The sequence below is a fragment of the Pseudoxanthomonas sp. Root630 genome, from assembly GCF_001427585.1.
GTDB lineage: Bacteria > Pseudomonadota > Gammaproteobacteria > Xanthomonadales > Xanthomonadaceae > Pseudoxanthomonas_A.
The window spans coordinates 1-25,771 of record NZ_LMGY01000016.1; the positions used below are offsets into that span (position 1 = coordinate 1).

Sequence of the window (25,771 nt, forward strand, 5' to 3'; positions counted from 1 at the left end):
TGTACTTGGCCGTGGTGATCGACCTCTACTCGCGCGCGGTCATTGGTTGGTCGATGAAATCCAGCTTGGCGCGCGAACTGGCGATGGATGCACTGTTGATGGCCATCTGGCGGCGCCGCCCCACTTCGGAGGTTGTCATCCACTCCGACCAGGGCGTGCAATACGGTAGCGACGACTGGCGTCGCTTTTGCCGCGAGCACGGCTTGGAAGTCAGYATGAGTCGTCGCGGCAACTGCTGGGACAACTCAGTSGCTGAGTCGTTCTTCAGCAGCCTGAAGAAGGAGCGCGTACGCGGCAGGGTCTATAGCAGTCGCGAAGAAGCGCGCAGTGACGTGTTCGATTACATCGAGGTTTTCTACAATCGACAGCGCCGCCATGGACATCTGGGAGGCCTTGCGCCAATGATGTTTGAGGCGGTTAACTCAAAACAAAGCCCCTAACCGTCTACGAAAGCGGGGGCGTACCACTTTGATGGCGATGTCTGTGTTACCGAACATGCCGCGCGCCATCGTATCGTTGTAACGCGGCGCCCAATGAAGCTTGTCCGCGCTAGCCACGATGTACGCGTAAGGCGAATGTTCAAGTCCGCCGGAGTCGATGATTTCCTTGCGCACTGCCTGGCTGGTCGCATTCGCCTGCGTGTCCACAGCCTGTTGCACGGCATTCTTGGCCGACGCACCAATCGCCGCATTGCCCTTCAGCGTGACTTCTACGTCGAGCATGTCCCGATGGACGTGGTCGGAAAAGCGCCGGGTGATCTGCTCTCTTTCACTGAGTAAAAGCAACATCTTGCGGCGTTGCGACTGCCGATTGATCGGATCCTGTTCGGCAACATAGGGTCGCCAGCTGGCCCTCAGCGCGGCGGTATTGCTCTTGATGAGAAACGCAGTCTGGGCATAGAAGCGCACGATCTCGTCAGGCAGCTGAGCCTGACTTATGGCGGCCGCTTCCAACTGGAGCCTCTCGCTACTTCCATCCTTGTGTTTGGCCGCTTCAAGGGCATAGGCGCGGGCGGCATTGGCATAGACCTGATAGTGCGAGTGCTCAACATCGCGGAAGCGTGTTTCGATGTCTCGATCGGTCTCTGAGACGATCCCAGGAACCACCTTCTCAAGGCGGTCACTGTCGGCCAGCTCTGAGATCATGGCCGGATTAAGTACGCCCACTTCGATCTTCAACGAGGCGCACCCTGTCATCCAAGCCAGGCATACGGCCACTATGGCAAGGCGAGCGATCATCGTTCGGTACTCCCGTGCCGGTTGGCGGCGAACCACGCCTGGGCCTCATCAAAGCTCTGGAATCCCGTGGGTCCGTAACCGTACCCGGACGCGATGGTGTTGAGCACCCTGAGCAGAGACCGCCGAGTCACATCCTTATTTGGAGCCGCGTCACCGGGCAGCTTCTCCATGACCTTGGCGAGTTCGTCAGCGGTAGCATTGGCCATGCTCGTGGTCGCCCTATTGACGGCATGATCGCGCTGCAGGGCGTCGCGATTGACTAGGTTGGTGATTGCATCGGCAACGACCTGATTCTCACCGAACTGGCCAATTGCCTGGGTGACGCTGGAGGCGTTCGTGCTCAGGATCATCACGAAGGCGCCGTCTTCAGCCGATGGGTTCAATGGCTTGAAGGTATCGCCACTGCCCGGCAATTTCTGGCCTTCCTCAAACAACTTGCCTACACCGGTGGCGTCAGCGGCGGTTTCTTTTACCTTGACCTCATTAAAGAATAGGTCTACCGCGCGCTCGTCATAGTAGCCCGACACATAACGCGCTGACGTCATGGCACCGTAGCCGGTGACCTTCAAGCGGTAGTAGTTGGTAGGCGCCTTGGTTATGGGATCCAGCGACTGGAAGTAGTGGGTTTCCTCGAAGGTCGTCGCACACCCGGCCAGGGCGGCCGCCAGACCCGTGCCCAACAGCGTCTTTGCCAAGAACGTGCCGTTTCTTGCCCCTTGGATGCTCATCGATCCCCCTGGCTGGTGTCCCCTTAACCGATCAGACGCAACGAAGGACACGAACCGGTCGCAGTAAGCACGCTTATCTATGCATTCGTTGGCACGAGTCTTGCGCCTTGCGCGCAAGTAAACTCATTTACCGATTGAGCCCTGGGAGGGGAGCACTTGTGCCGCACGCCTTTGTTTGTCACCTCTGACCAGGCGCTCGTGCTGGCCAACTTCACTCGCGTGGATGCCAAGGTCTACTGAGACATACGCCTTGGCCCAGAAATCTGACAATAAGACGGCGACGATCTACGTCGCCGATCATGGCAAGTGGCTCGCCAAGAATGAGGTCCTGACAAGACAGTTGTAGAGGCCGGCTTCGATGTCTGCAAACCCTGATAACACTCTGGGTGAGCCGCTGGATTGATAAGACTCTGGTTGCGTACGGCATCGCCATTTGTCGGCAACGGCGAGTCTCTGAGGCGTGAGCAGGCGGGTCGGTTCTATGACAGACAAGTTGCCCTATGGGTTCTTTACCGCCGATTGCGGGGCATCTTGTAAGCACATCGCCAAGCTGTGCGGCAATTGCCGTCACCTCATCAACATCGCGGCAAGTTGTTGGCTGCAAAAAGGGCAACAACTTGCCCTTCAATTTCACCAGAATTAACTGGATCAAGCACTTAGGAATGGGGCGATTTCAGCGCGTCAGACAGCGAAGTGGGCTGGCGGGCCCGGCTTTGGGGCTGGTTCCTGAAAGGACCTCCCCGTGCCGATAAGCCCTCCAAAGGAACCTTGGAGGCTTTCGCATGTTGATGGACCAACCCCCGTGCTGGCGGCCCGGTCCGAATCGGAATCCCCGCGCTTTGGCGCACTACAACCGCGTCGTGCACGGCCACACTGAACTTCGCGCCGACTGGGCGCGGCAAGCAAGCGGCGCGCGAACAATAGACCGGCAGGACGTCCGTCTTGCGGATTCCTGGTCCGCGCAAGGACGATCCCGGACATCGCTTTCCAGTTCGTCAGTAAATCTACTGGCTCAAACTGCGTTTCTTTACTTGTCGTTGGCGGACAAGTGAAGCGTCGCTCCGCGATACGATGGAATCCGCAATTCGCACGCGGGCACCGGTACTGCCCCTGCCCCGCTGCCACCTCTCGCGTGACGCTTCGCTTTGTTACGGAGACAGGCATGCCGGCTCGCCATCGAGGACGCACGCATGGACATCCCACGGCCCTTGTACGCAATCATGCTCGTGGTCCCGGCGCCAGACCACGGTGGAACGGTCTCCAGGCTGTTTTCCTACCGGCCGTTCGACTCACTGGGTTGGGATGTTTCCGTTGGGAACCTCGTGGCGGCCTTGATTGCATTGGTCGCGATACTTGCAATGTCGTCGCTTGCCCAGGCACTTCTCAAGCGTTACGCGAGATCGCACGAGGGCGCGAACCAAGCGTCCCTCTACACGCTTTCACGGATACTGCACTACGCGATCACGGTCGTCGCCATCCTGGTCTCGTTCCACGTTGCCGGCATACCCATCAGCCAACTCGCCGTGTTCGGCGGCGCACTGGGGGTGGGTCTCGGATTCGGATTGCAGGCCATCTTCAGCAACTTCGTGGCCGGACTTATCCTGCTTTTCGATCGCTCGCTGAAGGTGGGCGACTTCGTCGAGCTGGATGGCGACACGCGCGGCGTCGTCCGCTCCATCAACATCCGGTCGACACGCATCACCACCAACGACAACATCGATGTATTGGTGCCGAACTCCGAGTTCGTGACCAAGCGCCTGGTCAACTGGACCCACGCATCGGAGCACCGGCGCATCCGTGTTCCCTTCGCGGTCGGTCCCGACGCCGACAAGGAACTGGTCAAGAAGGCCGCGCTCGAAGCTGCGTCGCGCGTCCCCTTCACCTTGTCGATGGAAGGACGGCGGCAACCGCAAGTCTGGCTCGAGAAATTTGGTGATAGCTCGTCGGACTTCGTTCTTGCCGTCTGGCTGACGGAAGCGGCGGCGCGGCGGAACTCCGCGATACGTGCCGCGTATACCTGGGAATTGGATACCGCATTGCGCAAATACGGTATTGCCGACTCGCCTTCGCAACTGGTGGTCCATCTCAAGAGCATGTTCGACTTGAGCGGAAATGATGCCGTTGAAGCCTTCCGCGGAGCCGGCACGCACCAGCAACGATCCAGGGAATCGAACAAGGCCTACCTGGCGCCCGAGGAACGGGAGATCCTTTCGAGAAACGATGCGAAGGAAGATGCACGACTCGACATGCAGGAGGACGCAGAAGCGTTGCCCGCGACCCCGCCTTCCCAGCCTTGAATGCTCACCCTTCGCGCGATCGCGCGAATCGCCTTGAAGTCGTGAGTGCGGAAACCCAGTGGATCTCAACGTCGGCCATCAGAAGAATTTCCGGCACGACTTCCCTACCGGTTGAGGCTTTGTAGTGCGATCACCGAGACCTGATCCACGGCGCCAGTAAGCGCAGCCACTGCGGTCGCCAGCTCAGGGTGAACGCGACGATCAGTGCGGCGCCCGCCAGTGCCATGAACCACACCAACACCGCCATCGTCGCGTGATCGGCAGCCAGGCACAGCGCGAATGCGGTGAGCAGCGCTGCGCTGCCGAGCCAACGCAGCCACTTCAGCGTCGTTGGTGACGGCACGTGATTCCAGGCCTGCTGCGCGTGGACCTGCATCGAGAGCGCCAGCCAGCCCATGCCGGCGCCGCTGGCGATCAGGGCGAGTGACAGCAGGCTGCCGTGGGATGCGGGATCAGGCACGCGCTGCCTCCCGCGGAGTCGCATGGCCCTGCCCGGCCTGCTGTGCGCGGCGGCGAAGTTTGACGGCCGCGAGGATGGCGATCACGCCGACCGCAAGGATGAAGAGATCGACGCCGGCCACCGGCCAGTAACCGTGTGACAGCGTACGAAACAGGTGATCGCCCGTCGTCACCCAGTTCAGGACCACCACGGATGCCGCCAGTACGGCAATCGCCCAGCACTGTTTGCGCCATGCCGGATTCGCCAGGCCACGCGCCACCGGCGCGCTGCGCAGGCCCGCATGGATGAAGGCCAGTGCCCAGGTGCCCCAGAACGCGTACCGCTCCCAATCGCCACGTGCCGGCAGGTCTTCGGGCAACAGGCGGTTGGCGGCCAGGATGCCGAGCGTCGCCAGTACCATGCCGGTCACCGTGGTCACCGCGAGCGCATCGACGATCCGCGCGCCCTGGCTGCCCATCTGCGCATGCTGGCGCTTACGCTTCTCCACGAAGAAGACGAAGCCGGTCGCGATGCACACGGCGCCCGCAAGACCGCCCAGCACGTACAGCCAACGCAGCAGCCAGTGGCGGAAGTGCTGCAGGTGCAGGCCGGTCAGGAACTCGGCCATGCGGCCGACCGGGGTGGCGGCAGGATCCTCGCGGATCAGTTCGCCGGTGGCGGCCTTGAAATGGATGCCGTCGCCGACCAAGGCGATGCGGTCGGTGCCCGCGCGGTACACGCTGACGTAGCCGTTGGCGTCGCCGACATGCTGGAGCACCAGGAAGCCAACCTCGCCCGCCTTGTCGTTGGCTTTCCAGCGGTGCTGCGCTTCGGCGACCATCGCGTCGACATTCGCCAGGCCCGCGGGAACGCCTGCGCGCTGGTGCGGCAGGCCGGTTTCGCGTGCTTCCACTTCGGCATGCAGGTCGTGCAGCTCATGCAACTGCGTGTGGCCCAGCGGGAAATAGTAGGTCGCCGCGAAGATCAGCAGGCCGGTGAGGGCGAAGAAGAAATGGAACGGCAACGCCACCACGCCGGTGAGGTTGTGCAGGTCCAGCACGCTGCGCAGGCGTGCCTTGCCCGGGCGGAAGGTGAAGAATTCGCGGAAGATCTTGCGATGCATGACCACGCCGCTGACCAGTGCGGCGAGCATCACCAGCGCGGACAGGCCCACGATGAAGATGCCCAGGTTCTTCCAGTCCAGCGTCAGGCTGTAGTGCATCGGATAGAAGAATCCGCTGCCGATCTTCAGGCGGTCGTTCGGCAACGGCGTTCCGTCGCGCGGATCGATCGTGGTGTCCGCCCAGATCGCTTCTTCGGGATCCTTCGCGTTGGGCACCTGGTAACCGGCGAACAGCGCGAGCACCGGGTCGCGGTGCGTGGTGTAGGCACTCCAGTTCACCACGGTGTCGAACCGTTCCGGCATGGCGCCGTTGACGCGCGGCGCCATCGCATCGATGGCTTTCTGCGTGGGCTGCATGCGCTCGAATGCCGGCCGCAGCACCTTCTCGAAGGACGGCATGGGTTGCGGCTCGATGCGCGTGCTGGGAATCGCCCAGCGGTCGATCTCGCGATCGAAAACCGACAATGCACCGAAGAAGAACGCCGCCATCAACACGAAACCCAACACCAGGCCGAACCAGGTGTGGAGCCAGGCCATGGCCTGTCGGAAGCTCTGGAACATGATGCCCTCCCCTGTCTCAGACCAACAGGGACTGCACGAAGGAGCCGGTGGCCGCGAGTGCGCCGCCACCGACCACCGTCACCAGCCACACCCAGCGCAGTCGACGCGCGGCGAACGCCCACAGGAATACGCCGAGGAACGCCAGCACGCCGATCATGCTGCCGAGGAACTCGGCGTCATGGAAGTCCATGCCGGCGGCGACCATCAGGCTGGCGCCGGTGGCGACGACGCCCCAGGCGAACGCGTAGCCGCCGAAGATGGCGGCCGCCACGCGGGCAATGACCTGCGCGCGTGGCGAACGGGAGGGAATCGCAGTGGTGGACATGGTGGCGTCGGCTACCTTCTTGCGGATGGATCAGAAACGGTATTCCAGGCTCAGCGACCAGTGGCGCGGCGCGCCGTAGTAGCCGATCTGGTACAGCGTGTTGATGTACTTCTCGTCGGTCAGGTTGCCGACGTTGGCGCGCAGGGTCGCATTCTCCAGGAAATCCCACGCCGCGAACGCGTTCAGCACCGCATAACTGCCCTGACGCACGGTCTGCTGCGTGTAGCTTTCGACGTTGGAGATGGCGCTCTGCCAACGGCCGCCGAGGCCGAACGAGAAAGCCTCGTAGCTCGGCAGGCGGGCGCTGAGCATCAGGTTGGCGGTGCGGCGCGGCACCCAGTTGTAGGTCAGCGTGCCTTCTTCGCCGTCCATCTTCAGGTGCGTGTAGCCGAACACCAGGTCGAGATGGTCGGTGAGCTTGCCGGTGGCTTCGAACTCCCAACCCTTCGATTCCACGTCCTTGGCGACGTAGTAGTTCATCAGGGTGTCGGGGTTGTAGCCCTGGTAGGTCGCCAGCCCTTCCTGCTTCGCGGAGAAGTACGCGAGCGTGGTCAGCAGGCGGCTGTCGAGCCACTCCGCCTTCAGGCCGGCCTCGTAGTTGACGCCCTTCGAAGGTGCCAGATAGAAGCCGTCGAAGTCGCGCTGGTCCTGCGGCTGGTAGATGTCCGAGTAGCTGACGTAACCCAGGATGTTCTCGTTGAAATCGTAGGTCAGGCCTGCGTAAGGACTGGTGTTGCTTTCGGTCTCGGCGAACGGCACGCCATCGTTGTTGCCGTCGCGGTGGTACTCGGCGAAGTTGACGCCGACGATGGCCTTGAAATCCTCGGTCAGCGCGATGCGGGTGGCACCGAACGCGCGCTTCAAACGCTGGTTGAACTCGCTCGACGGCACCTGCGCGCCCCATACCGGTTCGGGCACGGCGTCGCCCGCGTACGGGAAGCCGGGAAGCGGGCCGAACGCGGGCGAATCGAACGGGGCCGGGTTGTACCAGTAGCCCTGCTCGCTCTCCGACTGGCTGATGCCGAACATCGCTTCATGCTCGCGTCCGAACAACTGGAAGCGGCCGTTGAGGGTCACGTCGACCAGATCCGATGTCAGTTCGTCCTGGCCCTTGTAGGCCCAGCCCAGGAGACCGGTGCCGGTGACGGGGTCCAGGCCGGTCATCGAGTAGGCGAAGAACAACTCGTCGTCGTTGTCGCCCTTGCGGTGGTTGTAGGTCGCCTTCAACTGCCAGTTGTCGCCCAACTGGTGCGTGTATTCGACGAAGGCCGTCTGCGTGTTGGTGTTCCAGTATGTCCAGTCCACCGTGGCGGAGGCACCCACGTCCCATGACGGCTGCGTGCCATCGGCGTTCACGAAGGGCAGCGCGCCCCACATGTTGCCGGTGGTGTCGGCCTGCTGCCACGAGTAGCCGAATGCGAGCGTTCCGTTCTCGCCGATCTGGCCGTCGATCACCGCATAGCCGAAGGTGCGTTCGGTTTCGAAATCGCGGAGGTAGGAATCGCCCTCCTCGCGCGCCACCACCACGCGACCCGCCCAGGTACCGACATCGTTGAACGGCATGGAGTAGTCGAACTCGACGCGGCGCTCGCCCCAGGAGCCGACCTTGACGCCCACCTTGCCCTCGGCATCGTTGGTCGGGCGCTTGCGCACGTAGTTGATCGTACCGGCCGAGTTGCCGACGCCGGTCAGCAGACCGTTCGCGCCGCGGATCACTTCCAGCTTCTCGTAACCGAAGGCGTCCATCGCACCGGTGGCGATGCCCCAGTCGTTGGGCATGCCGACGCCGTCGATCTGCGTGCTCTTGATCTCGAAACCGCGCGCCAGGTAGTTGGTGCGGTTGGTCTCCCACTCTTCCACCTGGATGCCGGTGGCCAGTCGAAGGGCGTCGTTCAAGCTGTCGGCGCCGAACTGGATCATCTGTTCGTTGCTGACCACGCTGATCGACTGCGGCGTTTCCTTGATGGCCAGGTCGAGGTTGGTCGCGCCGTTGCTGACGCGGTTGGCGCGCTGGCCACGCACCAGCACGGTGTCCAGATCGGTCGCGGTCACGTCGGCGGTCGCCTGTGCTCCCGAGGCTTCCTGCGGTGCAGCGGACGCGACCAGTGGTCCGCTGGCAAGCGCCAGGCAGATGGCAACGCGCAGCGCATTGGGGAGCAAGGACGCGATGGTATCGGAAGGGGCTTGCGGGCGATTCGGCATGGACATGTGGGTATGGGAGGCTGTGGGAGATGGCGGCGCACGCTCACGCGCGCCGATGGCGCGTCGCTCGGCGGCGCGTCGTCAGCGCAAGTGGCGAAGCACCTGTTACTCCTATTAGATGCGAATGATTTTCATTTTGCAAGCGACCTGAACAGGCGCCCGACGTGCGGCCGTGCGGAAACGCGCGGCAAATGCCTCGTCTCCGGCTACGGCTGGCCCAGGGGCTGGCCCAACAGCCGCTGCGGATGGCTGTAGATCACGTGCCGTCCCACCCGCGTGAAGCCCACCAGGGTCAGCCCGCATCCGCGGGCCAGATCGACCGCCAGTGCGGTGGGTGCGGACATGGCGGCCAGCAGTGGAATGCCCGAAGCCGCGGCCTTGGCGACCATCTCGTAGCTGGCGCGGCTGGTGATGAGCGCGAACCCTTCCGCAGGATCCATCCCTTCGCGCGCCATCGCGCCGATCAGCTTGTCCAGGGCGTTGTGACGGCCGACATCCTCGCGGACCAGCCGCAGCCGCCCATCACGGTCGGCCCAGGCGGCCGCATGGATGGCGCCCGTCGCCGCGTTCAGGGGCTGCCATGCGTCGATGGCGCTCAAGGCCGCTTCAAGGGCGTCGACGTCGATGTCCGTTCCCTGCCCCACCGCTTCGGGTTGTTTGATGACATCTTCCAGGCGCCGGTGGCCGCAGATTCCGCAGCCGCTGCGCCCGGGAAGCCAGCGGGCATCGTCGTCCGGCGGACGACGGGGCAACGGTTCCCGTGTGTGGAGGTCGAGCTGGATCCCTTCGAGCAAGGTCTGCATGCCGACCGAAGCCAGTCCGCCGATCGCGATGCCCAGTTCCGTCAGCGCGAAGCCATGGGCGAAGTCCTCCAGGTCGACGGGAGTCGCCATCATCACGGCCAATGGCTCGCCATTGACGTGGATCGCGAGCGGAATCTCCTCGGCCAACTGGTCCTGCAGCGGCGTGGCGACTCCATCGCGGACGTCCATGACACCGCGTCGCGCGAGCCCTGGGGTGTGAGCGTTGCCTTCAGTCGACATCGGCGCTGGTATCGCGCGATCTGGTGATCCGCACGGGAATGGATTTGTACGCGGGCGTTCCCGACTGCGGGTCGTGGCTGTCCAGTGGCACCAGCCGGTTGCCTTCGGGGTAGTACATCGCCGCCGATCCCCGAGGCAGGTCGTACCGGACTGCCGTGAAGCCGGACACGCGGCGTGGCGCAGCATCGCTGCCAGGTACATGCGATTCGATGTCGATGCGGTCGCCGTGCCGGAGGCCACGCGCAGCCAGGTCGTCGGCGTTCATGAAGACGACATCCCGTCGCCCGCTCACGCCGCGATAGCGGTCGTCGAAGCCGTAGATGGTGGTGTTGTACTGATCGTGCGACCGGAGGGTGGTCAGCGTGAGCAGATCCTGCGCGCCCGAAGGGTCTTCGTTGAGGCCTGGCGCCACCAGGAAACGCGCCTTGCCCACCTTGCCCCAGTCGCGTTCCGATGCGCCTATGTACAGGCGGAAGCCGCCGGGCTGGCGCACGCGTGCGTTGTAGTCGCTGAAGATCGGGAACACGGCCTCGATGGCGTCGCGGATGCGGTCGTAATCCTCCACCAGCCAGTTCCAGTCCACCTTCGTTTGCGGAAGCGTGGCGCGCGCGATGCCGGCGACGATGGCCGGTTCCGACAGCAGGTGTTCGGATGCCGGCGCGAGCCCGCCTTGCGAGGCATGCACCATCGACATCGAATCCTCCACCGTCACCGACTGCAGCCCGCCCGCCTGCACGTCGCGCTCGGTGCGCCCGAGGCAGGGCAGCAGGAAGGCCTGCCGCGCCGGGATCAGGTGCGAACGATTCAACTTGGTGGCGATGTGCACGGCCAGGTCGAGGTTCCGCATGGCCGGGAGGGTGGTCTCGGGATCGGGCATCGCCACCGCCAGGTTGCCGCCCATGCAGACCAGCGCACGCGAACGTCCGTCGCGGATCGCGCGTACCGCCTCCACCGCGTCGTGGCCGTGCGTCAGCGGGAACTCGAAACCGAACCGCTGCCTGATCGCATCGACCAGCGCCTGCGTGGGTTTCTCGGTGATGCCCACGGTACGGTCGCCCTGCACATTGGAGTGGCCGCGGATGGGCGCGATGCCGGCGCCTTCACGGCCGATGTTCCCGCGCAGCAGCAACAGGTTGGCCATCTGCTGCACATTCTGGGTGCCGCGACGGTGCTGGGTCATGCCCATCCCGTAGCAGATGATCACGCGCTCCGCCTCCGCGTACAGCCGGGCGGCAGCGGAGATGTCATCCCGCGACAACCCCGACTGTTCGACGATATCGTCCCAGGCCGTGTTCGCCAGGTCCTCCCGCAAGGCGTCCAGCCCTTGTGTGTGCTCGGCGATGAAGGTGTGGTCGAGCAAGCCAGGACCGCCTGCGGCCACGTCTTCGGCATCCGCGTCGAGCAGCCACTTCATCATGCCCTTGAGCAGGGCGAGGTCGCCGCCGATCTTCACCTGGTAATACGTCTGCGCGATCGGCGTGGCGCGGTTGGTGAGCATCTCGGCCGGGTCCTGCGGCGACGTGAATCGTTCGAGTCCACGTTCACGCAACGGATTGACCGCGATGATCGGCACGCCGCGCCGTGAGATCTCGCGCAGCGTGCCGAGCATGCGCGGATGGTTGGTGCCCGGGTTGTGGCCGAAGCTGAAGAGCGCGTCGCAGTGTTCGAAGTCCTCGAGCGTCACCGTGCCCTTGCCGACCCCGATCGATTCCGGCAAACCGACGCTCGTCGCCTCGTGGCACATGTTCGAGCAATCCGGGAAGTTGTTGGTGCCGTACTCGCGCACCATCAACTGGTAGAGGAAGGCCGCCTCGTTGGACGTTCGGCCGGAGGTGTAGAACTCCGCCATGTCCGGATCCGGCAAGGCACGAAGCGCTTCGCCGATGCGGGCGAAGGCGTCTTCCCAGCTGATGGGGACATAGCGATCCGACGCCGCGTCGTACGCCATCGGATGGGTGAGCCTTCCTTCGTCCTCCAGCGCGTGGTCATTCCATGTCCAGAGCTCGGACAGCGTGTTCGCGGCGAAGAGCGCAGGCGTGGCGCGCTTGCCCGTGGCCTCCCACGACACGGCCTTGGCGCCGTTCTCGCAGAACTCGAAGGAGGAGGTGTGCCGCGGGTCGGGCCACGCGCAGCCGGGGCAGTCGAAGCCGGTCGGTTGGTTGACGCGGCGTAGAGCGGAGGTTTCGCGCCCGACGGCCATCTGGCCCTTCACCGCGCGCGCGACCGCCGCCAGCGCGCCCCAGCCGCCGGCCGCACCGTCGTATTCGTCGATTCCCGGTACCTTGCGCTCACTCATCGGGATCTCCTGCGGCATATCGGCGAAACATCGCGGAAGGATACTCCAACGCCTGCGTACGACAGGCTGGAAAGGAGATGCCGTCGCGCGTGAACTGCCCGCTCAGGATCGCATTGCTAGCATGCGCTGTATCCCCTCGCGAGAACGCCGCACCTTCGTGCTTCGCCTGTTGCTTCCCCTCACTGCGTTGCTGGCCAGTGTCGCCCTGTTGCTCGGCGGCAACGGCCTGTTGGGTACGCTGCTTGCGGTTCGCAGCCAGACCGAGGGCTGGGGTGAACAGACGACGGGCCTGGTGATGTCGGGCTACTTCGTCGGGTTCTTTCTCGGCACGTTCACCGCACCACCGCTGATACGGCGCGTCGGCCACATCCGCGCGTTCGCCTTCCACGCCGCGCTCGCCGCGGCGGCGGTGCTCGTGTTCCCGCTGTGGGCGCATCCTGTCGCGTGGATGGCGTTGCGCATCGTCACCGGCGTGGCGCTCGTGGGCCTATGTACGGTGATCGAGAGTTGGCTGAATGCGCAGTCGGCGCCGGAGCACCGCAGCCGGGTGTTCGGCGTGTACATGGTGGTGTCTTTGCTCGCACTTGCCGCGGGGCAATTGCTGCTGGATCTCCAGCCGCCGCGCAGCCCCGTGCTCTTCAGCGTGGTGGCCATCCTGTTCGCGCTCGCCATCCTACCGGTCAGCGTCACCCGGCTCTCACCGCCGCCCATCGCGGGGGCACCCCGCGCCCGCATCCTGCAGATGTGCCGCACGGCGCCGAGCGCCGCTGCCGGCGCGCTGCTCGCAGGCGTGGCGCTCGGGGCGTTCTGGGGGATGGGGGCCGTCTATGCCGCGTCGCTGGGGCTGGACCGCGCCGGCATCGGTGCGTTCATGGCGGCCACCATCCTCGGCGGCGCCGCCTTGCAGCTGCCCATCGGCCGGCTTTCCGATCGCGGCGATCGTCGCAGCATGCTGGCCGGCGTCGCGGCGTTGGGTTCGACGGTCGCCCTCTGCACGCTGCGTCTGGATACCGGTGCGCACGGTAGCGTGCTCGCGTTGTTCTTCCTGTTCGGCGGGCTGGCGTTCGCGCTGTACCCGCTGGCCGTCGCCCATCTGCTTGATCGCCTGCCGCCCGAGCAACTGCTCGCAGGTTGCAGCGCCCTGCTGCTCCTGAATGGCATCGGCGCCGCCATCGGTCCTGCGGCTGCCGGCCTGGTGATGGAACGCTGGGGGGCCCCTGCCCTGCCCGTCTTCTTTGCCGTCACGCTGGCCCTCCTGGCGCTGATCGCCGGCGGACGCCGCCTGTCGAAGGCGCGCCGCCTGCTTCATCCGGCACGCTTCCACCCCATGGTCAGGACGACACCGGTTGCGCTTGAACTGCTACCCGAGATTCCGGACCTTCCGCCGCGCCGGGCTCACGATCCGCGTTCGAATTGATCCCGATCAATGCACGGGCAAGGGCCCCGCCCTAGCCTGTGCGTCATGGGCACCGTCTCTCCTTCCCCGCTGTTCGACGCCGACCTGCTGCGGCGCTACGACACGCCGGGACCGCGCTACACCTCCTATCCGACCGCACCGCAGTTCAGCGGGACGTTCGGCGCGCAGCAGTTGCGTGAACACGCGAGCGCCAGCAACCAGGCCGAGCATGCGCGGCCGTTGTCCCTCTACGTCCACGTGCCGTTCTGCACCAGCCCGTGTTTCTACTGCGGCTGCAACCGGGTGATCACGCGCGACAAGGCGCGCGGCGAACTGTACCTGGACTATCTGTACCGCGAGATCGCCCGGATGGCGCCCCTGTTCGAGAGCGGGCGACCGGTCACCCAGTTGCACTTCGGTGGCGGCACGCCGAACTTCCTGACGCCGGCGCAGATCGCCGATTGCGTCGCCGAACTCAGGAGCCAGTTCAGCTTCTTCGCGCCGGACCTGATGGATTTCTCGATCGAACTGGACCCCCGGTCGGTCACGCCCGACGACATCGCCGAACTCGCGCGCGTGGGTTTCAACCGCGCCAGCCTGGGTGTGCAGGACTTCGACCCGGTCGTGCAGAAAGCGGTGAACCGCGTGCAGGGCATCGAAGAGACGCTGGCCATCCTCGACGCTTGCCGGGCCAATGGCATGCGTTCGGTGAACATCGATCTGATCTATGGCTTGCCGAAGCAGACGCGGGAGGGTTTCCAGCGCACGCTGGATGTGGTGCTGGAGGCGCGGCCGGACAGGATCGCGGTCTACAGCTATGCGCACCTGCCGCAGCTGTTCAAGCCGCAGCAGCGCATCGCGCTGGAGGACCTGCCGGACGCGGAAGCGAAACTCGGGCTGCTGGAGTGCGCGATCGATCGCCTGGTGGCGGCGGGCTATGTCTATATCGGCATGGACCACTTCGCCCTGCCCGACGACGATCTGGCGCGCGCCCAGGCGCGGGGCGACCTGCACCGCAACTTCATGGGATACACGACGCATGCGGAGAGCGACCTGATCGGCTTCGGCGTCAGTGCGATCAGCCATATCGGCGACAGCTTCAGCCAGAACCCGCGCGACATCGCCAGTTGGGAACGTGCCATCGATGATGGCCGCCTGCCCGTCTGGCGCGGCATGCCGCTGGATCGCGACGACGTGGTGCGGGCCGATGTCATCCAGGAACTGATGTGCCACGGTCGGCTCGACTTCGCCCGCCTCGGGCGTCGCCACGGCATCGATTTCGGCGAGTACTTCGCCGATGCCCTGCCGCGGCTGAAGATGCTGGCGGACGACGGCCTGCTGGAGTTCACCCGGGCCGGTATCCGGGCAACGCCACGCGGCCGGCTGTTGTTGCGCGTGATCGCCATGTGTTTCGACCGCTATCTGCAGGCAACGCCCGCGCCGGATGCACCGCGCTTCTCGCGCACGATCTGAGCGGCGGCGTCAGCGACACGCCTCGTTGACGCGGTCATCGAAGCGGCGACTCGTCGCCAAATCGCGTTTCAGGCCCAGGCGCTCATAAGCGCGATCACGCGCGTCCTTGGCCCGCTCGCATGCCTCCGGGTCGCGATGTATCGAGATCAAGGCTCCCTGCGCCGATCCTTTCCGGGGCGCCGCCCGGGTCCGTCCGGGCGGGACGCTGGCCATGGGTGCCCTGCCCTCGCCTGCGATTGCGACGGGTGCAGGTGGATCGGGCGGGTAGTCGCGCACCCACTCCGTGCGTTCCCTCGCAGCACACGGGGCACCCTGATAGATCGTCCGCCCGTCCGTGGTGCGGCACTTGTGGATGGGATCTCCGCCCCAGGTGGAGCTTCCGGCAGCGATGAGGATGCAGGCCAGCGCGATGCGCCAGGCACACGGAAATGGGCGCGACATGAGGGGCTCCTGGGCTCGGAGCGCGCAGCATCCGGTAGCGACGTGTCGCCCCGGGATCGGCATAGGCCGCGTCGTGCCGTCAGGATTCCCCGGCCATGGCAGGCGCCGACCGAATGGCGGGGCCCGCAGGCTTGCCCCGGATGAGCGCTCCGTGCGTCAGAAACTGATCGGCAGGCGTGCCGTCAGGGTCAGGTCCGGTGTATCGCGGGTCACACCCACGCCCAGGGCGACGTTGAGCGACGTGCGATCGCTGAAGCGATAGGTTCCGCCCAGCAGCAGCGTGCCCAAGGTCGTCCGTACCGCACCGGCGACCTCCTGCCCGTCCTGCTTCGTCTTGCCGACGATGCTCTGGTCGTAGCCGATGCTGATGGCGGCTTTCTCGTTGAGCGCCAGGCCCATGCCCACGTTGAAGCCCAGGATGTCGCCGGCCTTGATGTCGCCGAGGAACTCCGTTTGTCCGCCCAGCACGCGCCGCGACACGTCGCTGCGCTTGAAGTTGTGCAGATAGCTCAGGCTGCCGAAGAACACCACGGGGTCGGATGGATACAGCCACGTGATACCGGGCTGCACGGCATTGAAGCCGCTGCCGGTGGGCAGATCGAGGGGCAGGCCGGTACCGGTCGTGTTGGCCACGCAGCGCGTCACGCAGTCCGTCGTCACTTCGAACAGGTCTTTTCCGGTGCGGCTCTTGTAGCGCAGCCACGCGATGTAGAACGGCTTGTCCGTGCCGCCGCGATTGAGCTGGTAGCGCCCGGTGATCTCGACATCGCCGATGCCGTTGCCGCGGGCATTGAACACGCGGTCCTGGGCGGAGCCGGTGAAGATCTCGCGGCTCACGGTGTCGCTGTGGATGTAGACGTAAGGCAGCTTGGCTTCCACTTCCATGCGCCTGCTGACGCCGTAACGGCCCGTGAGTGTCGCGACCGCGGTGGTCGTCTTCACCTGGCGCACGTCGATCAGGCCGATCAGGATGGCCGGAATGATGGTGTAACCCACCAGCGCGACGCGATCGTTGGCCGAATAGCCGTACTGCAGCGAGGGTTCGACCACCAGCTTGCCCTTGGGTGTCAGCACGCCGGGCTGGTCGAAGATCTGCGCCACTTCCGGCGGACGCGAATCGCTTTCCGGTGCCTGGCCGACGCGTTCCGGGGACTGCGCCTGGGCGTTCTGCGCGCCTTGCGATTGCGCCGCCTGGCGCGCCTGCGGGGCGGCGGACTGCGCATACGCCTGTCCGGCCTGCGCATCCTGCGATGGCGGTGCGGGGCCCACGACGATGTAGGGCTGCGAGGGCGGGACGTCGCGGAAGGTCGGGGCCTGGTTGAGCGACGGTACGATCACCGGCGTCGGTGCGCCGCGTGCGCGGGCGTTGGCGAGTACTTCTTCGTTGAGCGCGTTCTGCAGGTTGAAGATCTGCTGTTCCTGCGCCTGTATCAACGCACGCATTTCTTCCAGGCGCTGCGTCTGCTCATTGAGCTGCCGCTGCAGCGTGTCGAGCCGCGCGTCGGCCGTGATCTCGTACGGTTGCAGGGGGACGGGCGGCGATTCCGCCACCGGTATCGGAATGACGCCGAGCGGCTCCTGCGCCCTCGCCTGCCCCACCACGCCCAGTCCCACGGCCAGTGCGAGCGGTGCCACCTCGATCAACGACGTCCCTTTCATGATGTTCCCCTTGAGTAGGTGATGGCGGCGTGCCTGTCATGCAGCCGGGTGTCAGGGACCGCCGGGCGCGCGGATCAGCGCGTCCGTCAGCGCGCCGTTGGCGTTGAGGTTCTGGTAAGCGCCGAGCGTGTCGGTGCCGACTTCGACACGGGTCAGCGTGCGGATGTCCTGGTCGTCGAGCGTGTTCTGGATGACGATGCCGCCGGCGATCTGCGCGGGATCGAAACGATTGCCTTCGCCGATCTGCACCACCAGCCCGCGATTGAAGTCGGCCAGGGCCTGGGCCTGCTCCGGCGTGATCCGTGCCACGTCCGGCACCTGCACGGCGATGCGTGCGGTGACTTCGCCGTTGAGATAGACCACGCGTTCGATGCCGAACGACAGCATCATGCCCGAAGGCATCTGGAAGCCTCCGCGCATCTGTGCGAGGCGGGCCGGATCCACCGGTCGCCATTCCGTGCCGAGTTCTCCACCCTGCCCGCGCGCCCCCGACGGGGCGAGCAGGACGGCCAGCAACATCGCGGCCCGCCATGCGGGATGCCGGATCCTGTCCATGTCAGATGTCTCCTGGACCGCGCCGGGGCACGGTGATGTTGCGCAGGCCATCGCGCTGGATTCCCATGTCGAGCGGCGCCGGAGGTGCGGTCTGCCAGTCGCGGGCCTGGTTGAAGCGGGCTTCCGCCCGCCGGTTGTGGACGACGAACATCACCCGGTTGTCCCATAGCGCCTCGAAGCGCGAGCGCGGCATGGCCCGGGTACCCCGTGCAGGATCGCCCAGCAATACGCGATCGTTGCGCAGTCCCTTCACGACGACGAAATGGCGGTAGCCGCGATCGTTGAGCAGCACGATCGCCGGGACGTTCTCTTCCTGCAGTTTGTCCAGCGGCAGCTCGAAGCCGTCCGCTTCGTATCCTTTCGAGCGCAGATAACGCCGCATGTCGAGCAGCGAGAAACCTTCCTTGCGGATCCTCGCCTGGTCGCCGTTGTTGTACATCTGCACGAAGACATCCACCTCGCTGACGGGGTGGCCGTACTGGTGCGTCAGCAGCGTCGCGGTCGCCGCCGAGCCGCAACTGAAGTCGTACTGTTGCGGCAACGTGGTCTTGAACCGCGCTTCCTTCAGGCTGGTCAGGCGGATCTCGTAGGCGCCGTGCGGGATGCGCAGGTCGGTGTTGGCCGCCGACGCCCCGCCGAGCACGGCGAAGGCGCACGCGAGCGCGACGCCACGCAAGTGGTGGCGCGGCTGCGATGTCATGGCGGTCCGCCGCCGGTGAAGTCGACGGTCACGATCATCGCGTTCTGGATCAGCACATTGTTGCCGGTGTTCTGGATGACGGTGTTGATCCCGCTGGCGTTGTTGAACGCGCCATCGGCGACGCTGTTCGTGCCGGTGGTGACATGGTGGGCCGTGTTGCCGTCCACCGAGCCATCGACATCGATCAGGTTGTCCACCTGCGTGCCGTCGCCGCCGCGCAGGCCCGCCAGCCGACCGGGATCGACCGTGCGACCCAACTCGCTGACCGCCTTGAACGGCACCTGCATCGGTGCGGGTGCGATGGCGGGGTCGTGCAGCGGCGCCATTTCCACCACCACATCCGCGGCCGATGCCGCGGATGCGATGGCACAGGCGCCCAGGACTGCCAGGCGCAGTCCCATCCTTTGATGCGTAAGCATGGTCAGTCTCCCTTGCCATGCGTTCCCCGTGCAGCCAGGCAACATCCCGCTGCGGGCGGGACGCTGGCGTCCGCGCGGGATGCCCCGGCCATTGATGGCCGGGGCATCTGCGGAGCGCTTATGGGCCTACGGTCAGGTTGGCTTGCACGGTGATGCCTTGCTGGATCAGCGAGGCCATGCCGCTGTTCTGCGCGGCCACCATGATGCCGGCTGCGGACTGGCCGACGCTCGTCATGTTGTTGGACATGTCGAACGTGCCGGCGTCGACGGTGAGTGCACCGCCCGCACCGCCTGCGCCACCGGTCGCGCCGTTGCCGACGCCGCCGTTGCCGTCACCGCCATTGCCGTCGCCGCCGTTGCCGACGCCGCCTGCGCCACCGGTCGCACCGACCGCGCCACTCGCGCCGTCGCCGGCCGTGGCATCGCCGTTGCTCGCGCTGGACGAAGCACCACCGTTGGTGGCATCGCCATTGGTGGCAGCGCCACCGTCGCCGCCGTTGCCTGCGGTCGCGGTCAACGTGCCGCCCGCGCCACCGGTACCGGTGCCCGCGCCGCCCGTGGACGTGGCGTCGCCGCCCGTGCCACTGCCTGAGCCGCCCGTGCCCGAACCGGCCCCACCGGTGCCGGTCCCGTCGCCCGACGTGCCCGCACCGGCCGTTGCCGTGCTGGAGCCGCCGGTCGAGGTCGCGTCGCCCGAGGTGCCTGCGCCGCCCGTGGCCGTGCCATCGCCGCTGGTGCCGTCTCCGGCGCCGCGTTCGCGCACGTTGCCGCTGCCGGCACCCGCATCGCCACCGGACGCACCGGCGATCGATCCGGTATCGCCGCTCGCGCTGCCGGCATCGCCGCCGGACGCGCCACTGGCGCCACCACCGTCGCCGCCCCAGCCGCCGGCTGAGCCACCGCGACCACGGCCATCACCGGCCGTCGCGTCGCCGTCGCCACCCCAACCGCCACCGGCGCCGCCATTCGCGCCACGGGTGTCGTAGGTACTGCCGCCACGGCCGCCGTTGCCTGCGGTCGCATCACCGATGGTCGCGCTGCCGTTGGACGAATCGCCCGCGGTCGCGCTGCCGTTGTTGGCATCGCCGCCGCTGCCGCCGTTGCCACCGTTGCCGCCATCGCCGCCGTCGCCACCGTTGCCGGTGCCACCTGCTGCGGAGCCGCCCTGGCCCTTGCCGCCGTAGCCGGCGCCGCCCTTGCCACCGTCACCACCGTCGGCGTTGCCCCAGTTCTGGGCGACGTTGCCGATGCCGTACACGGTCACGCCCGAAACGCTGCCTTCGAGCCGCGTTTCGGCCACGGCCTTGCTGTGGTTGAAGGAATTGGAGAACGTCGAGGTCGCGGTGCTGCCATTGTTGGCGGCCGTCGAGCCGTAGCCTTCTGCATTCGCGCGACCACGATTGTTGCGGTTGTCGCCGTCATGCGTGCTGTTGTCGCTGTTGTCGGAATTGTCGGAGTTGTCGCTGTTGTCGGAATTGTCCGAGCTGTCCGTGTTCGTGCTGTTGTTGCTCATGTCGACCGCGAGATTGACGAGGATGTCATCGCCTTGCCCGTTCTCGGTGTTGGTCTGCTGGGCGAATGCCTGTCCCGTCGTCCCGAGCGCCAGCAATACGGCTGATGCGATCAGTGTTTTGCGAATGCACATAGTGAGTCTCCTTGTGGCCGCTCCGGAGCCCAGGGGAAGCCCTGAAAAGCGACGGTGGTCACACTCCCACAGCATTCGTTAGCCGTTTCCGGCGCAAGCGTTAAATTGTCGTTAACCCTTCTGCCGCTCGTCCGCACGCCGCACGCAGCGGAAACAGGGAAAGGTGCGGTGTCCGGTTCCGCCGAGCGAGCCCGTTGCCGGGTGCCGGTGCTTCAGGAAGGCAGGGACAAGGTCCCGGCGACACGGGCGCCTGCCCACACCAGTACCAGGCCTGCGACGAGCGTCAGCGCGAGATAGGCCAGCATCATCGGCGGGCGCCCCGCCCGCAGGTAGACCAGGCACTCCACCATCAAGGCCGAATACGTGGTCAAGGCGCCGAGCACGCCGACCACGAGGAAGGCGCGCCAGTACACCGCGGAGGCGCCGCGTGTTTCCAGCCAGATCAGCAGGAATCCGGCGGCGAAGGAGCCGATCATGTTGACGGCGAAGGTTCCCCACGGGAAACCGCTGCCCCATTGCCGCATCAGCAGGCCACCGAGCGCGAAGCGTCCGGCCGCACCCAGTGCGCCACCGACCATCACCAGCAGCAGTTGCTGCCACCCTCCCATCGCGTTCACCGGCATTCGGCACTCCCCTGCGGACTATTCCCCGCCGCCTGCGTGCTGGCGCGCCTGTCGGCGGGCTTCGCGCAGACGGTCGAGTTTTTCCTTCAGCTTGATCTCCAGCCCGCGCTCGACCGGCTGGTAATAGACGCGCTCGCCCATCGCATCCGGGAACGCCGTCTGGTCCAGCGCGATGCCGCCGTCGGCGTCGTGGTCGTACTGGTATCCGGTGCCGTAGCCCAACGCCTTCATCAGCTTGGTCGGCGCATTGCGAAGGTGCATCGGCACGTCCTGCGTGCCGTGCTCGCGCACGTCGGCCTTGGCGGCGTTGAAGGCCATGTAACCGGCGTTCGACTTGGCGGTGCTGGCGAGATAGATGACCAGTTGCGCCAGCGCCAGGTCGCCTTCGGGGCTGCCCAGGCGTTCGTAGGTGTCCCATGCGTCGATCGCCATCTGCAGCGCGCGCGGATCGGCCAGCCCGATGTCCTCGACCGCCATGCGCGTCATCCTGCGCGCCAGGTAGGCGGGGTCGCAGCCTCCATCGAGCATGCGCGCCAGCCAGTAGACCGCGCCGTCGGGATTGGAACTGCGCACCGACTTGTGCAGCGCGGAGATCTGGTCGTAGAACTGTTCGCCACCCTTGTCGAAGCGGCGTGTACGGTCGGCCAACACCTGCACCAGCGTCTGCGGGGTGATGCGCCCGCCTTCGTCGGCCGCCAGCTCTGCGGCGATTTCCAACAGGGTGAGCGCGCGCCGCACATCGCCGTCGGCGGCGGACGCGATCTCGAGCAGTGCGGCATCTTCGACCTGCAGCCCCAGCCCGCCGAGCCCGTGCTCAGCGTCGTCCAATGCGGCCCGTAGCGCCTGCCGGATGTCGTCGGGCGAGACGGCCTCCATCACGTGCACGCGGCAACGGGACAGCAGCGCGGAATTCAGTTCGAACGACGGGTTTTCGGTGGTCGCACCGACGAAGATGATCGTGCCGCGCTCGATGTGCGGCAGGAACGCATCCTGCTGCGCTTTGTTGAAACGATGCACCTCGTCCACGAACAGCACCGTGCGCCGTCCGCCCGCGAACCGTTGCGCGGCTTCCGCCAGTACCTGCCGCACCTCGGGCAGGCCCGACAGCACGGCGGAGATCGCCTTGAACTCGGCATCCGCGTATCGCGCCAGCAGCAGCGACAGCGTGGTCTTGCCGCAGCCAGGCGGTCCCCACAGGATCATCGAATGCACGTGACCGGATTCGACCGCACGTCGCAGCGCGCTGCCCGGCGCCAGCAGGCGTCGCTGGCCGACCATTTCGTCCAGCGTGCGCGGACGCATGCGCTCGGCCAGGGGCCGCAGCGCACTGGTGTCGACGCTCAACAGGTCGGGAGAATCAGGGGAAGGACGGGACGCTCTGGGCACGCGCCCATTCTAGCGTCCCGCCATGGATGCCGGTTACGGCCCGCCCACCACGTCCACGCCCTTCCCCGGCGCGTACTTGAAGGTGCCCGCCGCGAAGGCCGGATTGCGCTTCCAGCCGGTGAAGCTGATCTCGGTGCGCTGGCCCACGGCATCCTTCACTTCCATTTTCACCAGCGTGCCGTTGGCGAACGCCAGGCGCGCGGTCTGGAAGCTGGCATCGCCTTCCTGCCTGGGCGTGAGGGTGAGCCACTGCACGCCGCCCTGCCCGGCTGCCTCAGCGACCTTGAACTGCTGGTCGAGCTTGCCGGGATCGATCAACGCCGCGAGCGGGCTGTTCTCTTCCTCGACGCCCTGCTCCCGCACGGTCGCCTGCTGCAGGTCGGGATCGTAGACCCACACCTTCTTGCCGTCGGCGACGATCAGTTGCTCGTAAGGCTTGTTGTATTCCCAGCGGAACAGGCGCGGCGCGGACAAGGCGACACGGCCGCTGGAGCTTTCCTTGAGCTTGCCGCCGCCGTCGTAGACCTTCTGGGTGAACTGGCCATCCAGCCCCTTCAGGCCGGTGGTGAACGTCTTCAGCTCATCGCGTGCCCCCGCGAGCGCAGTGGTCGCAAACAGGGCGGTGGCGAGGATGGCGTAGCGTGCGGTGCGAAGCATGGGCGTTCCGGGATGGGGGACGTTGTGAAGAGTGTGCCGTGGCGAAACTGAACAGGCTGCAGACCTGAGCGGGATGCCTACGGATGTGTTCAGGCGACGCCTCAGCGCGGCGGCGGCGGCGCCAGCACCTGGCGGTCGCCGTTGTGCTCGGGCGGCGTCACGACACCCGCGGCTTCCATGGCCTCGATCAGGCGCGCGGCACGGTTGTAGCCGATCTTCAAACGGCGCTGCACGCCGGAGATGGAAGCGCGCCGGCTCTCGGTGACGATCTTGACCGCTTCGTCGTACAGCGGGTCGGACTCGTCGCCGCCGCCGCCACCGGATTCGGGCAGGCCGGTCGGGCCGACGACGATGCCATCCCCCATGGTCTGGATTTCTTCCAGCACGCCTTCGATGTAATCGGCGCTGCCGCTGGCCTTGAGATGCTCGACGACGCGATGCACTTCCTCGTCGCTGACGAAGGCGCCGTGGATGCGCTCCGGCATCGCGGTACCCGGCGGCAGGTACAGCATGTCGCCGTGGCCGAGCAGCGTTTCCGCGCCCGACTGGTCCAGGATCGTGCGGGAGTCGATCTTCGAGCTGACCTGGAACGCGATGCGGGTGGGGATGTTGGCCTTGATCAGGCCGGTGATGACGTCCACCGACGGGCGCTGGGTGGCCAGGATCAGATGGATGCCGGCGGCGCGCGCCTTCTGCGCCAGGCGCGCGATCAATTCTTCGACCTTCTTGCCGACGATCATCATCATGTCGGCGAATTCGTCGATGAAGATGACGATGAAGGGCATCGGCTCCAGCGGGCGCGGCGCCTCGGCCAGGTCGGGGTTGGGTTTGAACAACGGGTCCATCAACGGCTGGCCCGCGTCCATCGCGTCCTTGACCTTCTTGTTGAAGCCGGCCAGGTTGCGCACGCCGACGGCGCTCATCAGTTTGTAGCGGCGTTCCATCTCCGCCACGCACCAGCGCAGGCCGTTGGCGGCCTCCTTCATGTCGGTGACCACCGGCGCCAGCAGGTGCGGGATGCCCTGGTAGACGCTGAGTTCCAGCATCTTCGGGTCGATCATCAGCATGCGCAGGTCTTTCGGCGAGGCCTTGTACAGCAGGCTCAGCACCATCGCGTTGACCGCCACCGACTTGCCCGAACCGGTCGTGCCGGCGACCAGCAGGTGCGGCATGCGCGCCAGGTCGGCCACGGTCGGCCTGCCGGCGATGTCCTTGCCCAGCGCCAGGGTGAGCGGACTGCCGGACTTGTCGTACTCCTTGGAGCGCAACAGTTCGGAAAGGAAGATCATCTCGCGGCTGGTGTTGGGGATCTCCAGGCCGATCACCGATTTGCCCGGGATCACGTCCACCACGCGCACCGATTTCACCGACAGGCCGCGGGCGATGTCCTTGTCCAGCGAGCTGATCTGGCTGACTTTCACGCCCGGCGCCGGCTCCATTTCGAAGCGCGTGATCACCGGCCCCGGATAGGCGCCGACCACCTGCACATCGATGCGGAAGTCCTTCAGCTTGAACTCGATCTGCCGTGAGAGCGTCTCGAGCGTTTCTTCGGAATACCCCTTGGTCTGCGGCTTGGGGTCGTCGAGCAACGACAGTGGCGGCAGGCCGGACTCGTCCCCGCCGGTACCGTGGAACAGCGGGATCTGCTGCTCTCGCTTGGCGCGTTCGCTCTTCTCGACCACCGCCGGTGCAGGCGGCTCGATCTTCACCGGCTCACGCTTGGCGCGCGCGATGGCATCGGTCTTGCGGACGGTTTCGCGCTCTTCGCGCATCGCGCGGGTCTGCTGCCACTCATTGGCCTGCTGGCTGCCGCGGCGGAACAGGTCCGGCAGCATCAGCACGTACTTGCCGATGCGCTCCATCACCGCGAACCAGGACAAGCCCGTGGCCAGCGTCACCGAGGTCAGGAACAGCACCAGCAGGAACAGGTTGCCGCCCAGGCCGCCGAACAGCTTCAGCAAGGACTTGCCCACCAGCGTGCCAAGGATGCCGCCGGCGCCCGCAGAGAAATGCTCGGCCGGGACGCCACGCAGGTGCAGCAGCCCGGTCGCCGAGATAAGGAAGGCCACCATGCCGATCAACCGGAGCGCCGGCCCGAGGTCGGCGTTCCCATCCCCATCGGTGTCCATGCCGAACAGGGCGATCCAGGCGATCGCACCCAGGATCAACGGAAGCAGGAAGGCGACATAGCCGAACAGCCACAACAGCATGTCCGCCAGGTAGGCGCCGGCCAGGCCGCCCATGTTGTGGACCGGCGCCGTCAGGCTGCCCGATTGCGACCAGCTGGGGTCATGCGGCGAGAACGTGAAAAGGCTGGCCAGCAAATACAGCAGCAAGGGCGCGATGGCGATCAGCGCGAGGTCGCGCCACAGGCGCTGCCGACGCGGATTGGGCGCCGTCGCCTGCTTGCGCGTAGCGGCGGGTGCCGCCTTTGATTTGCCGTTGTCCGGGAGCTGCTTCGCCACCTTTGGACCAGACCTTAGGAAATTTCTGTTAGTGATTGATAGTAAACGAATCGTGTGCCGCACAACAGCCGGTCTTCAGCAGGGTCGCAGGGACCGGCGG

The 25,771-nt window shown here is 65.9% G+C and carries 21 protein-coding genes; 4 read left to right on the forward strand and 17 right to left on the reverse strand.

All coding sequences use genetic code 11. From position 1 onward, the window contains the following. Window positions 1-440, forward strand: a 440-nt coding sequence (locus ASD72_RS12315) for an IS3 family transposase (RefSeq protein WP_155944625.1), incomplete at its 5' end; no start/stop codon positions are given. On the opposite strand, the gene ASD72_RS12320 is transcribed toward ASD72_RS12315, so the two are convergent. Further along, on the reverse strand, window positions 423-1,178 hold the full coding sequence (locus ASD72_RS12320) for a hypothetical protein (RefSeq protein ID WP_162250385.1): 756 nt from the start codon (window positions 1,176-1,178) through the stop codon (window positions 423-425). The two genes, ASD72_RS12315 and ASD72_RS12320, sit on opposite strands and share 18 nt — an antisense overlap. 56 nt (window positions 1,179-1,234) lie before the next feature. Continuing rightward, window positions 1,235-1,966, reverse strand: a complete 732-nt coding sequence (locus ASD72_RS12325) for a hypothetical protein (protein ID WP_056880262.1) — start codon at window positions 1,964-1,966, stop codon at window positions 1,235-1,237. Window positions 1,967-3,156: 1,190 nt separating this feature from the next. On the opposite strand from ASD72_RS12325, the gene ASD72_RS12330 reads away from it, so the two are divergent. Next, complete coding sequence (locus ASD72_RS12330; RefSeq protein ID WP_081420319.1) at window positions 3,157-4,263, forward strand: mechanosensitive ion channel domain-containing protein; 1,107 nt, start codon at window positions 3,157-3,159, stop codon at window positions 4,261-4,263. A 130-nt stretch (window positions 4,264-4,393) separates the two neighbouring features. Here ASD72_RS12330 and ASD72_RS12335 read toward each other — a convergent pair whose 3' ends face one another. From ASD72_RS12335 to ASD72_RS12360, 6 genes are all read right to left on the reverse strand, one after another. Then, window positions 4,394-4,723 (reverse strand): DUF3325 domain-containing protein, encoded by a 330-nt coding sequence (locus ASD72_RS12335; RefSeq protein WP_235578005.1) that lies wholly within the window; start codon window positions 4,721-4,723, stop codon window positions 4,394-4,396. Continuing rightward, complete coding sequence (locus ASD72_RS12340; protein WP_056880265.1) at window positions 4,716-6,386, reverse strand: PepSY-associated TM helix domain-containing protein; 1,671 nt, start codon at window positions 6,384-6,386, stop codon at window positions 4,716-4,718. Before ASD72_RS12340 ends, ASD72_RS12335 begins: the two co-directional genes overlap by 8 nt. A gap of 16 nt (window positions 6,387-6,402) precedes the next feature. Next, window positions 6,403-6,711, reverse strand: a complete 309-nt coding sequence (locus ASD72_RS12345; RefSeq protein ID WP_056880266.1) for a hypothetical protein — start codon at window positions 6,709-6,711, stop codon at window positions 6,403-6,405. A 30-nt stretch (window positions 6,712-6,741) separates the two neighbouring features. Then, window positions 6,742-8,919, reverse strand: a complete 2,178-nt coding sequence (locus ASD72_RS12350; protein ID WP_235578006.1) for a TonB-dependent siderophore receptor — start codon at window positions 8,917-8,919, stop codon at window positions 6,742-6,744. 200 nt (window positions 8,920-9,119) lie between these two features. After that, window positions 9,120-9,905, reverse strand: coding sequence for a formate dehydrogenase accessory sulfurtransferase FdhD (gene fdhD, locus ASD72_RS12355; protein WP_155944626.1), 786 nt, complete (start codon window positions 9,903-9,905; stop codon window positions 9,120-9,122). 40 nt (window positions 9,906-9,945) lie between these two features. After that, entirely contained in the window at window positions 9,946-12,252 is a 2,307-nt protein-coding gene (locus ASD72_RS12360) for an FdhF/YdeP family oxidoreductase (protein ID WP_056880680.1), read from the reverse strand. A 169-nt stretch (window positions 12,253-12,421) separates the two neighbouring features. Here ASD72_RS12360 and ASD72_RS12365 point away from each other — a divergent pair, with 169 nt between their 5' ends. Both ASD72_RS12365 and hemN read left to right on the forward strand, forming a co-directional pair. Continuing rightward, window positions 12,422-13,669, forward strand: a complete 1,248-nt coding sequence (locus ASD72_RS12365; RefSeq protein ID WP_056880681.1) for an MFS transporter — start codon at window positions 12,422-12,424, stop codon at window positions 13,667-13,669. 45 nt (window positions 13,670-13,714) lie between these two features. After that, window positions 13,715-15,121 carry an oxygen-independent coproporphyrinogen III oxidase gene (gene hemN, locus ASD72_RS12370; RefSeq protein ID WP_056880268.1) on the forward strand — a complete coding sequence of 469 codons (1,407 nt, stop codon included), beginning with the start codon at window positions 13,715-13,717 and terminating at the stop codon, window positions 15,119-15,121. Window positions 15,122-15,718: 597 nt separating this feature from the next. On the opposite strand, the gene ASD72_RS12375 is transcribed toward hemN, so the two are convergent. The 9 genes from ASD72_RS12375 to ASD72_RS12415 all read right to left on the reverse strand — a co-directional run bounded on the left by ASD72_RS12375 (window position 15,719) and on the right by ASD72_RS12415 (window position 25,671). Next, a complete protein-coding gene (locus ASD72_RS12375) occupies window positions 15,719-17,221 on the reverse strand; it encodes a transporter (RefSeq protein ID WP_056880269.1) in 1,503 nt (500 codons plus the stop codon). A 51-nt stretch (window positions 17,222-17,272) separates the two neighbouring features. After that, a complete protein-coding gene (locus ASD72_RS12380) occupies window positions 17,273-17,776 on the reverse strand; it encodes a hypothetical protein (RefSeq protein WP_155944627.1) in 504 nt (167 codons plus the stop codon). Between the two features lies 1 nt (window position 17,777). After that, window positions 17,778-18,476 carry a C39 family peptidase gene (locus ASD72_RS12385; RefSeq protein ID WP_056880271.1) on the reverse strand — a complete coding sequence of 233 codons (699 nt, stop codon included), beginning with the start codon at window positions 18,474-18,476 and terminating at the stop codon, window positions 17,778-17,780. Further along, the gene (locus ASD72_RS12390) at window positions 18,473-18,895 is read right to left on the reverse strand and encodes a hypothetical protein (protein WP_235578007.1); all 423 of its coding nucleotides are present in this window, start codon (window positions 18,893-18,895) and stop codon (window positions 18,473-18,475) included. Before ASD72_RS12390 ends, ASD72_RS12385 begins: the two co-directional genes overlap by 4 nt. A gap of 118 nt (window positions 18,896-19,013) precedes the next feature. Beyond that, window positions 19,014-20,540 carry a hypothetical protein gene (locus ASD72_RS12395; protein WP_200948891.1) on the reverse strand — a complete coding sequence of 509 codons (1,527 nt, stop codon included), beginning with the start codon at window positions 20,538-20,540 and terminating at the stop codon, window positions 19,014-19,016. 212 nt (window positions 20,541-20,752) lie between these two features. Continuing rightward, window positions 20,753-21,157 carry a fluoride efflux transporter CrcB gene (gene crcB, locus ASD72_RS12400; RefSeq protein WP_056880684.1) on the reverse strand — a complete coding sequence of 135 codons (405 nt, stop codon included), beginning with the start codon at window positions 21,155-21,157 and terminating at the stop codon, window positions 20,753-20,755. Window positions 21,158-21,181: 24 nt separating this feature from the next. After that, window positions 21,182-22,549 carry a replication-associated recombination protein A gene (locus ASD72_RS12405; RefSeq protein ID WP_056880272.1) on the reverse strand — a complete coding sequence of 456 codons (1,368 nt, stop codon included), beginning with the start codon at window positions 22,547-22,549 and terminating at the stop codon, window positions 21,182-21,184. Between the two features lie 33 nt (window positions 22,550-22,582). Further along, entirely contained in the window at window positions 22,583-23,206 is a 624-nt protein-coding gene (gene lolA, locus ASD72_RS12410) for an outer membrane lipoprotein chaperone LolA (RefSeq protein WP_056880273.1), read from the reverse strand. 101 nt (window positions 23,207-23,307) lie between these two features. After that, on the reverse strand, window positions 23,308-25,671 hold the full coding sequence (locus tag ASD72_RS12415; protein WP_056880274.1) for a DNA translocase FtsK: 2,364 nt from the start codon (window positions 25,669-25,671) through the stop codon (window positions 23,308-23,310). Window positions 25,672-25,771: the final 100 nt, after the last annotated feature.

Excerpts from the sequence above, each read along its gene's own strand:
- ASD72_RS12390 (WP_235578007.1), bottom strand. The coding sequence starts at position 18,895 with ATGCTTACGCATCAAAGGATGGGACTGCGCCTGGCAGTCCTGGGCGCC.
- fdhD (WP_155944626.1), bottom strand. The coding sequence starts at position 9,905 with ATGGACGTCCGCGATGGAGTCGCCACGCCGCTGCAGGACCAGTTGGCC.
- ASD72_RS12345 (WP_056880266.1), bottom strand. The coding sequence starts at position 6,711 with ATGTCCACCACTGCGATTCCCTCCCGTTCGCCACGCGCGCAGGTCATT.
- ASD72_RS12330 (WP_081420319.1), top strand. The coding sequence starts at position 3,157 with ATGGACATCCCACGGCCCTTGTACGCAATCATGCTCGTGGTCCCGGCG.
- ASD72_RS12375 (WP_056880269.1), bottom strand. The coding sequence starts at position 17,221 with ATGAAAGGGACGTCGTTGATCGAGGTGGCACCGCTCGCACTGGCCGTG.
- hemN (WP_056880268.1), top strand. The coding sequence starts at position 13,715 with ATGGGCACCGTCTCTCCTTCCCCGCTGTTCGACGCCGACCTGCTGCGG.
- ASD72_RS12395 (WP_200948891.1), bottom strand. The coding sequence starts at position 20,540 with ATGTGCATTCGCAAAACACTGATCGCATCAGCCGTATTGCTGGCGCTC.
- ASD72_RS12360 (WP_056880680.1), bottom strand. The coding sequence starts at position 12,252 with ATGAGTGAGCGCAAGGTACCGGGAATCGACGAATACGACGGTGCGGCC.
- ASD72_RS12380 (WP_155944627.1), bottom strand. The coding sequence starts at position 17,776 with ATGGACAGGATCCGGCATCCCGCATGGCGGGCCGCGATGTTGCTGGCC.
- lolA (WP_056880273.1), bottom strand. The coding sequence starts at position 23,206 with ATGCTTCGCACCGCACGCTACGCCATCCTCGCCACCGCCCTGTTTGCG.
- ASD72_RS12325 (WP_056880262.1), bottom strand. The coding sequence starts at position 1,966 with ATGAGCATCCAAGGGGCAAGAAACGGCACGTTCTTGGCAAAGACGCTG.
- ASD72_RS12350 (WP_235578006.1), bottom strand. The coding sequence starts at position 8,919 with ATGTCCATGCCGAATCGCCCGCAAGCCCCTTCCGATACCATCGCGTCC.
- ASD72_RS12385 (WP_056880271.1), bottom strand. The coding sequence starts at position 18,476 with ATGACATCGCAGCCGCGCCACCACTTGCGTGGCGTCGCGCTCGCGTGC.
- ASD72_RS12340 (WP_056880265.1), bottom strand. The coding sequence starts at position 6,386 with ATGTTCCAGAGCTTCCGACAGGCCATGGCCTGGCTCCACACCTGGTTC.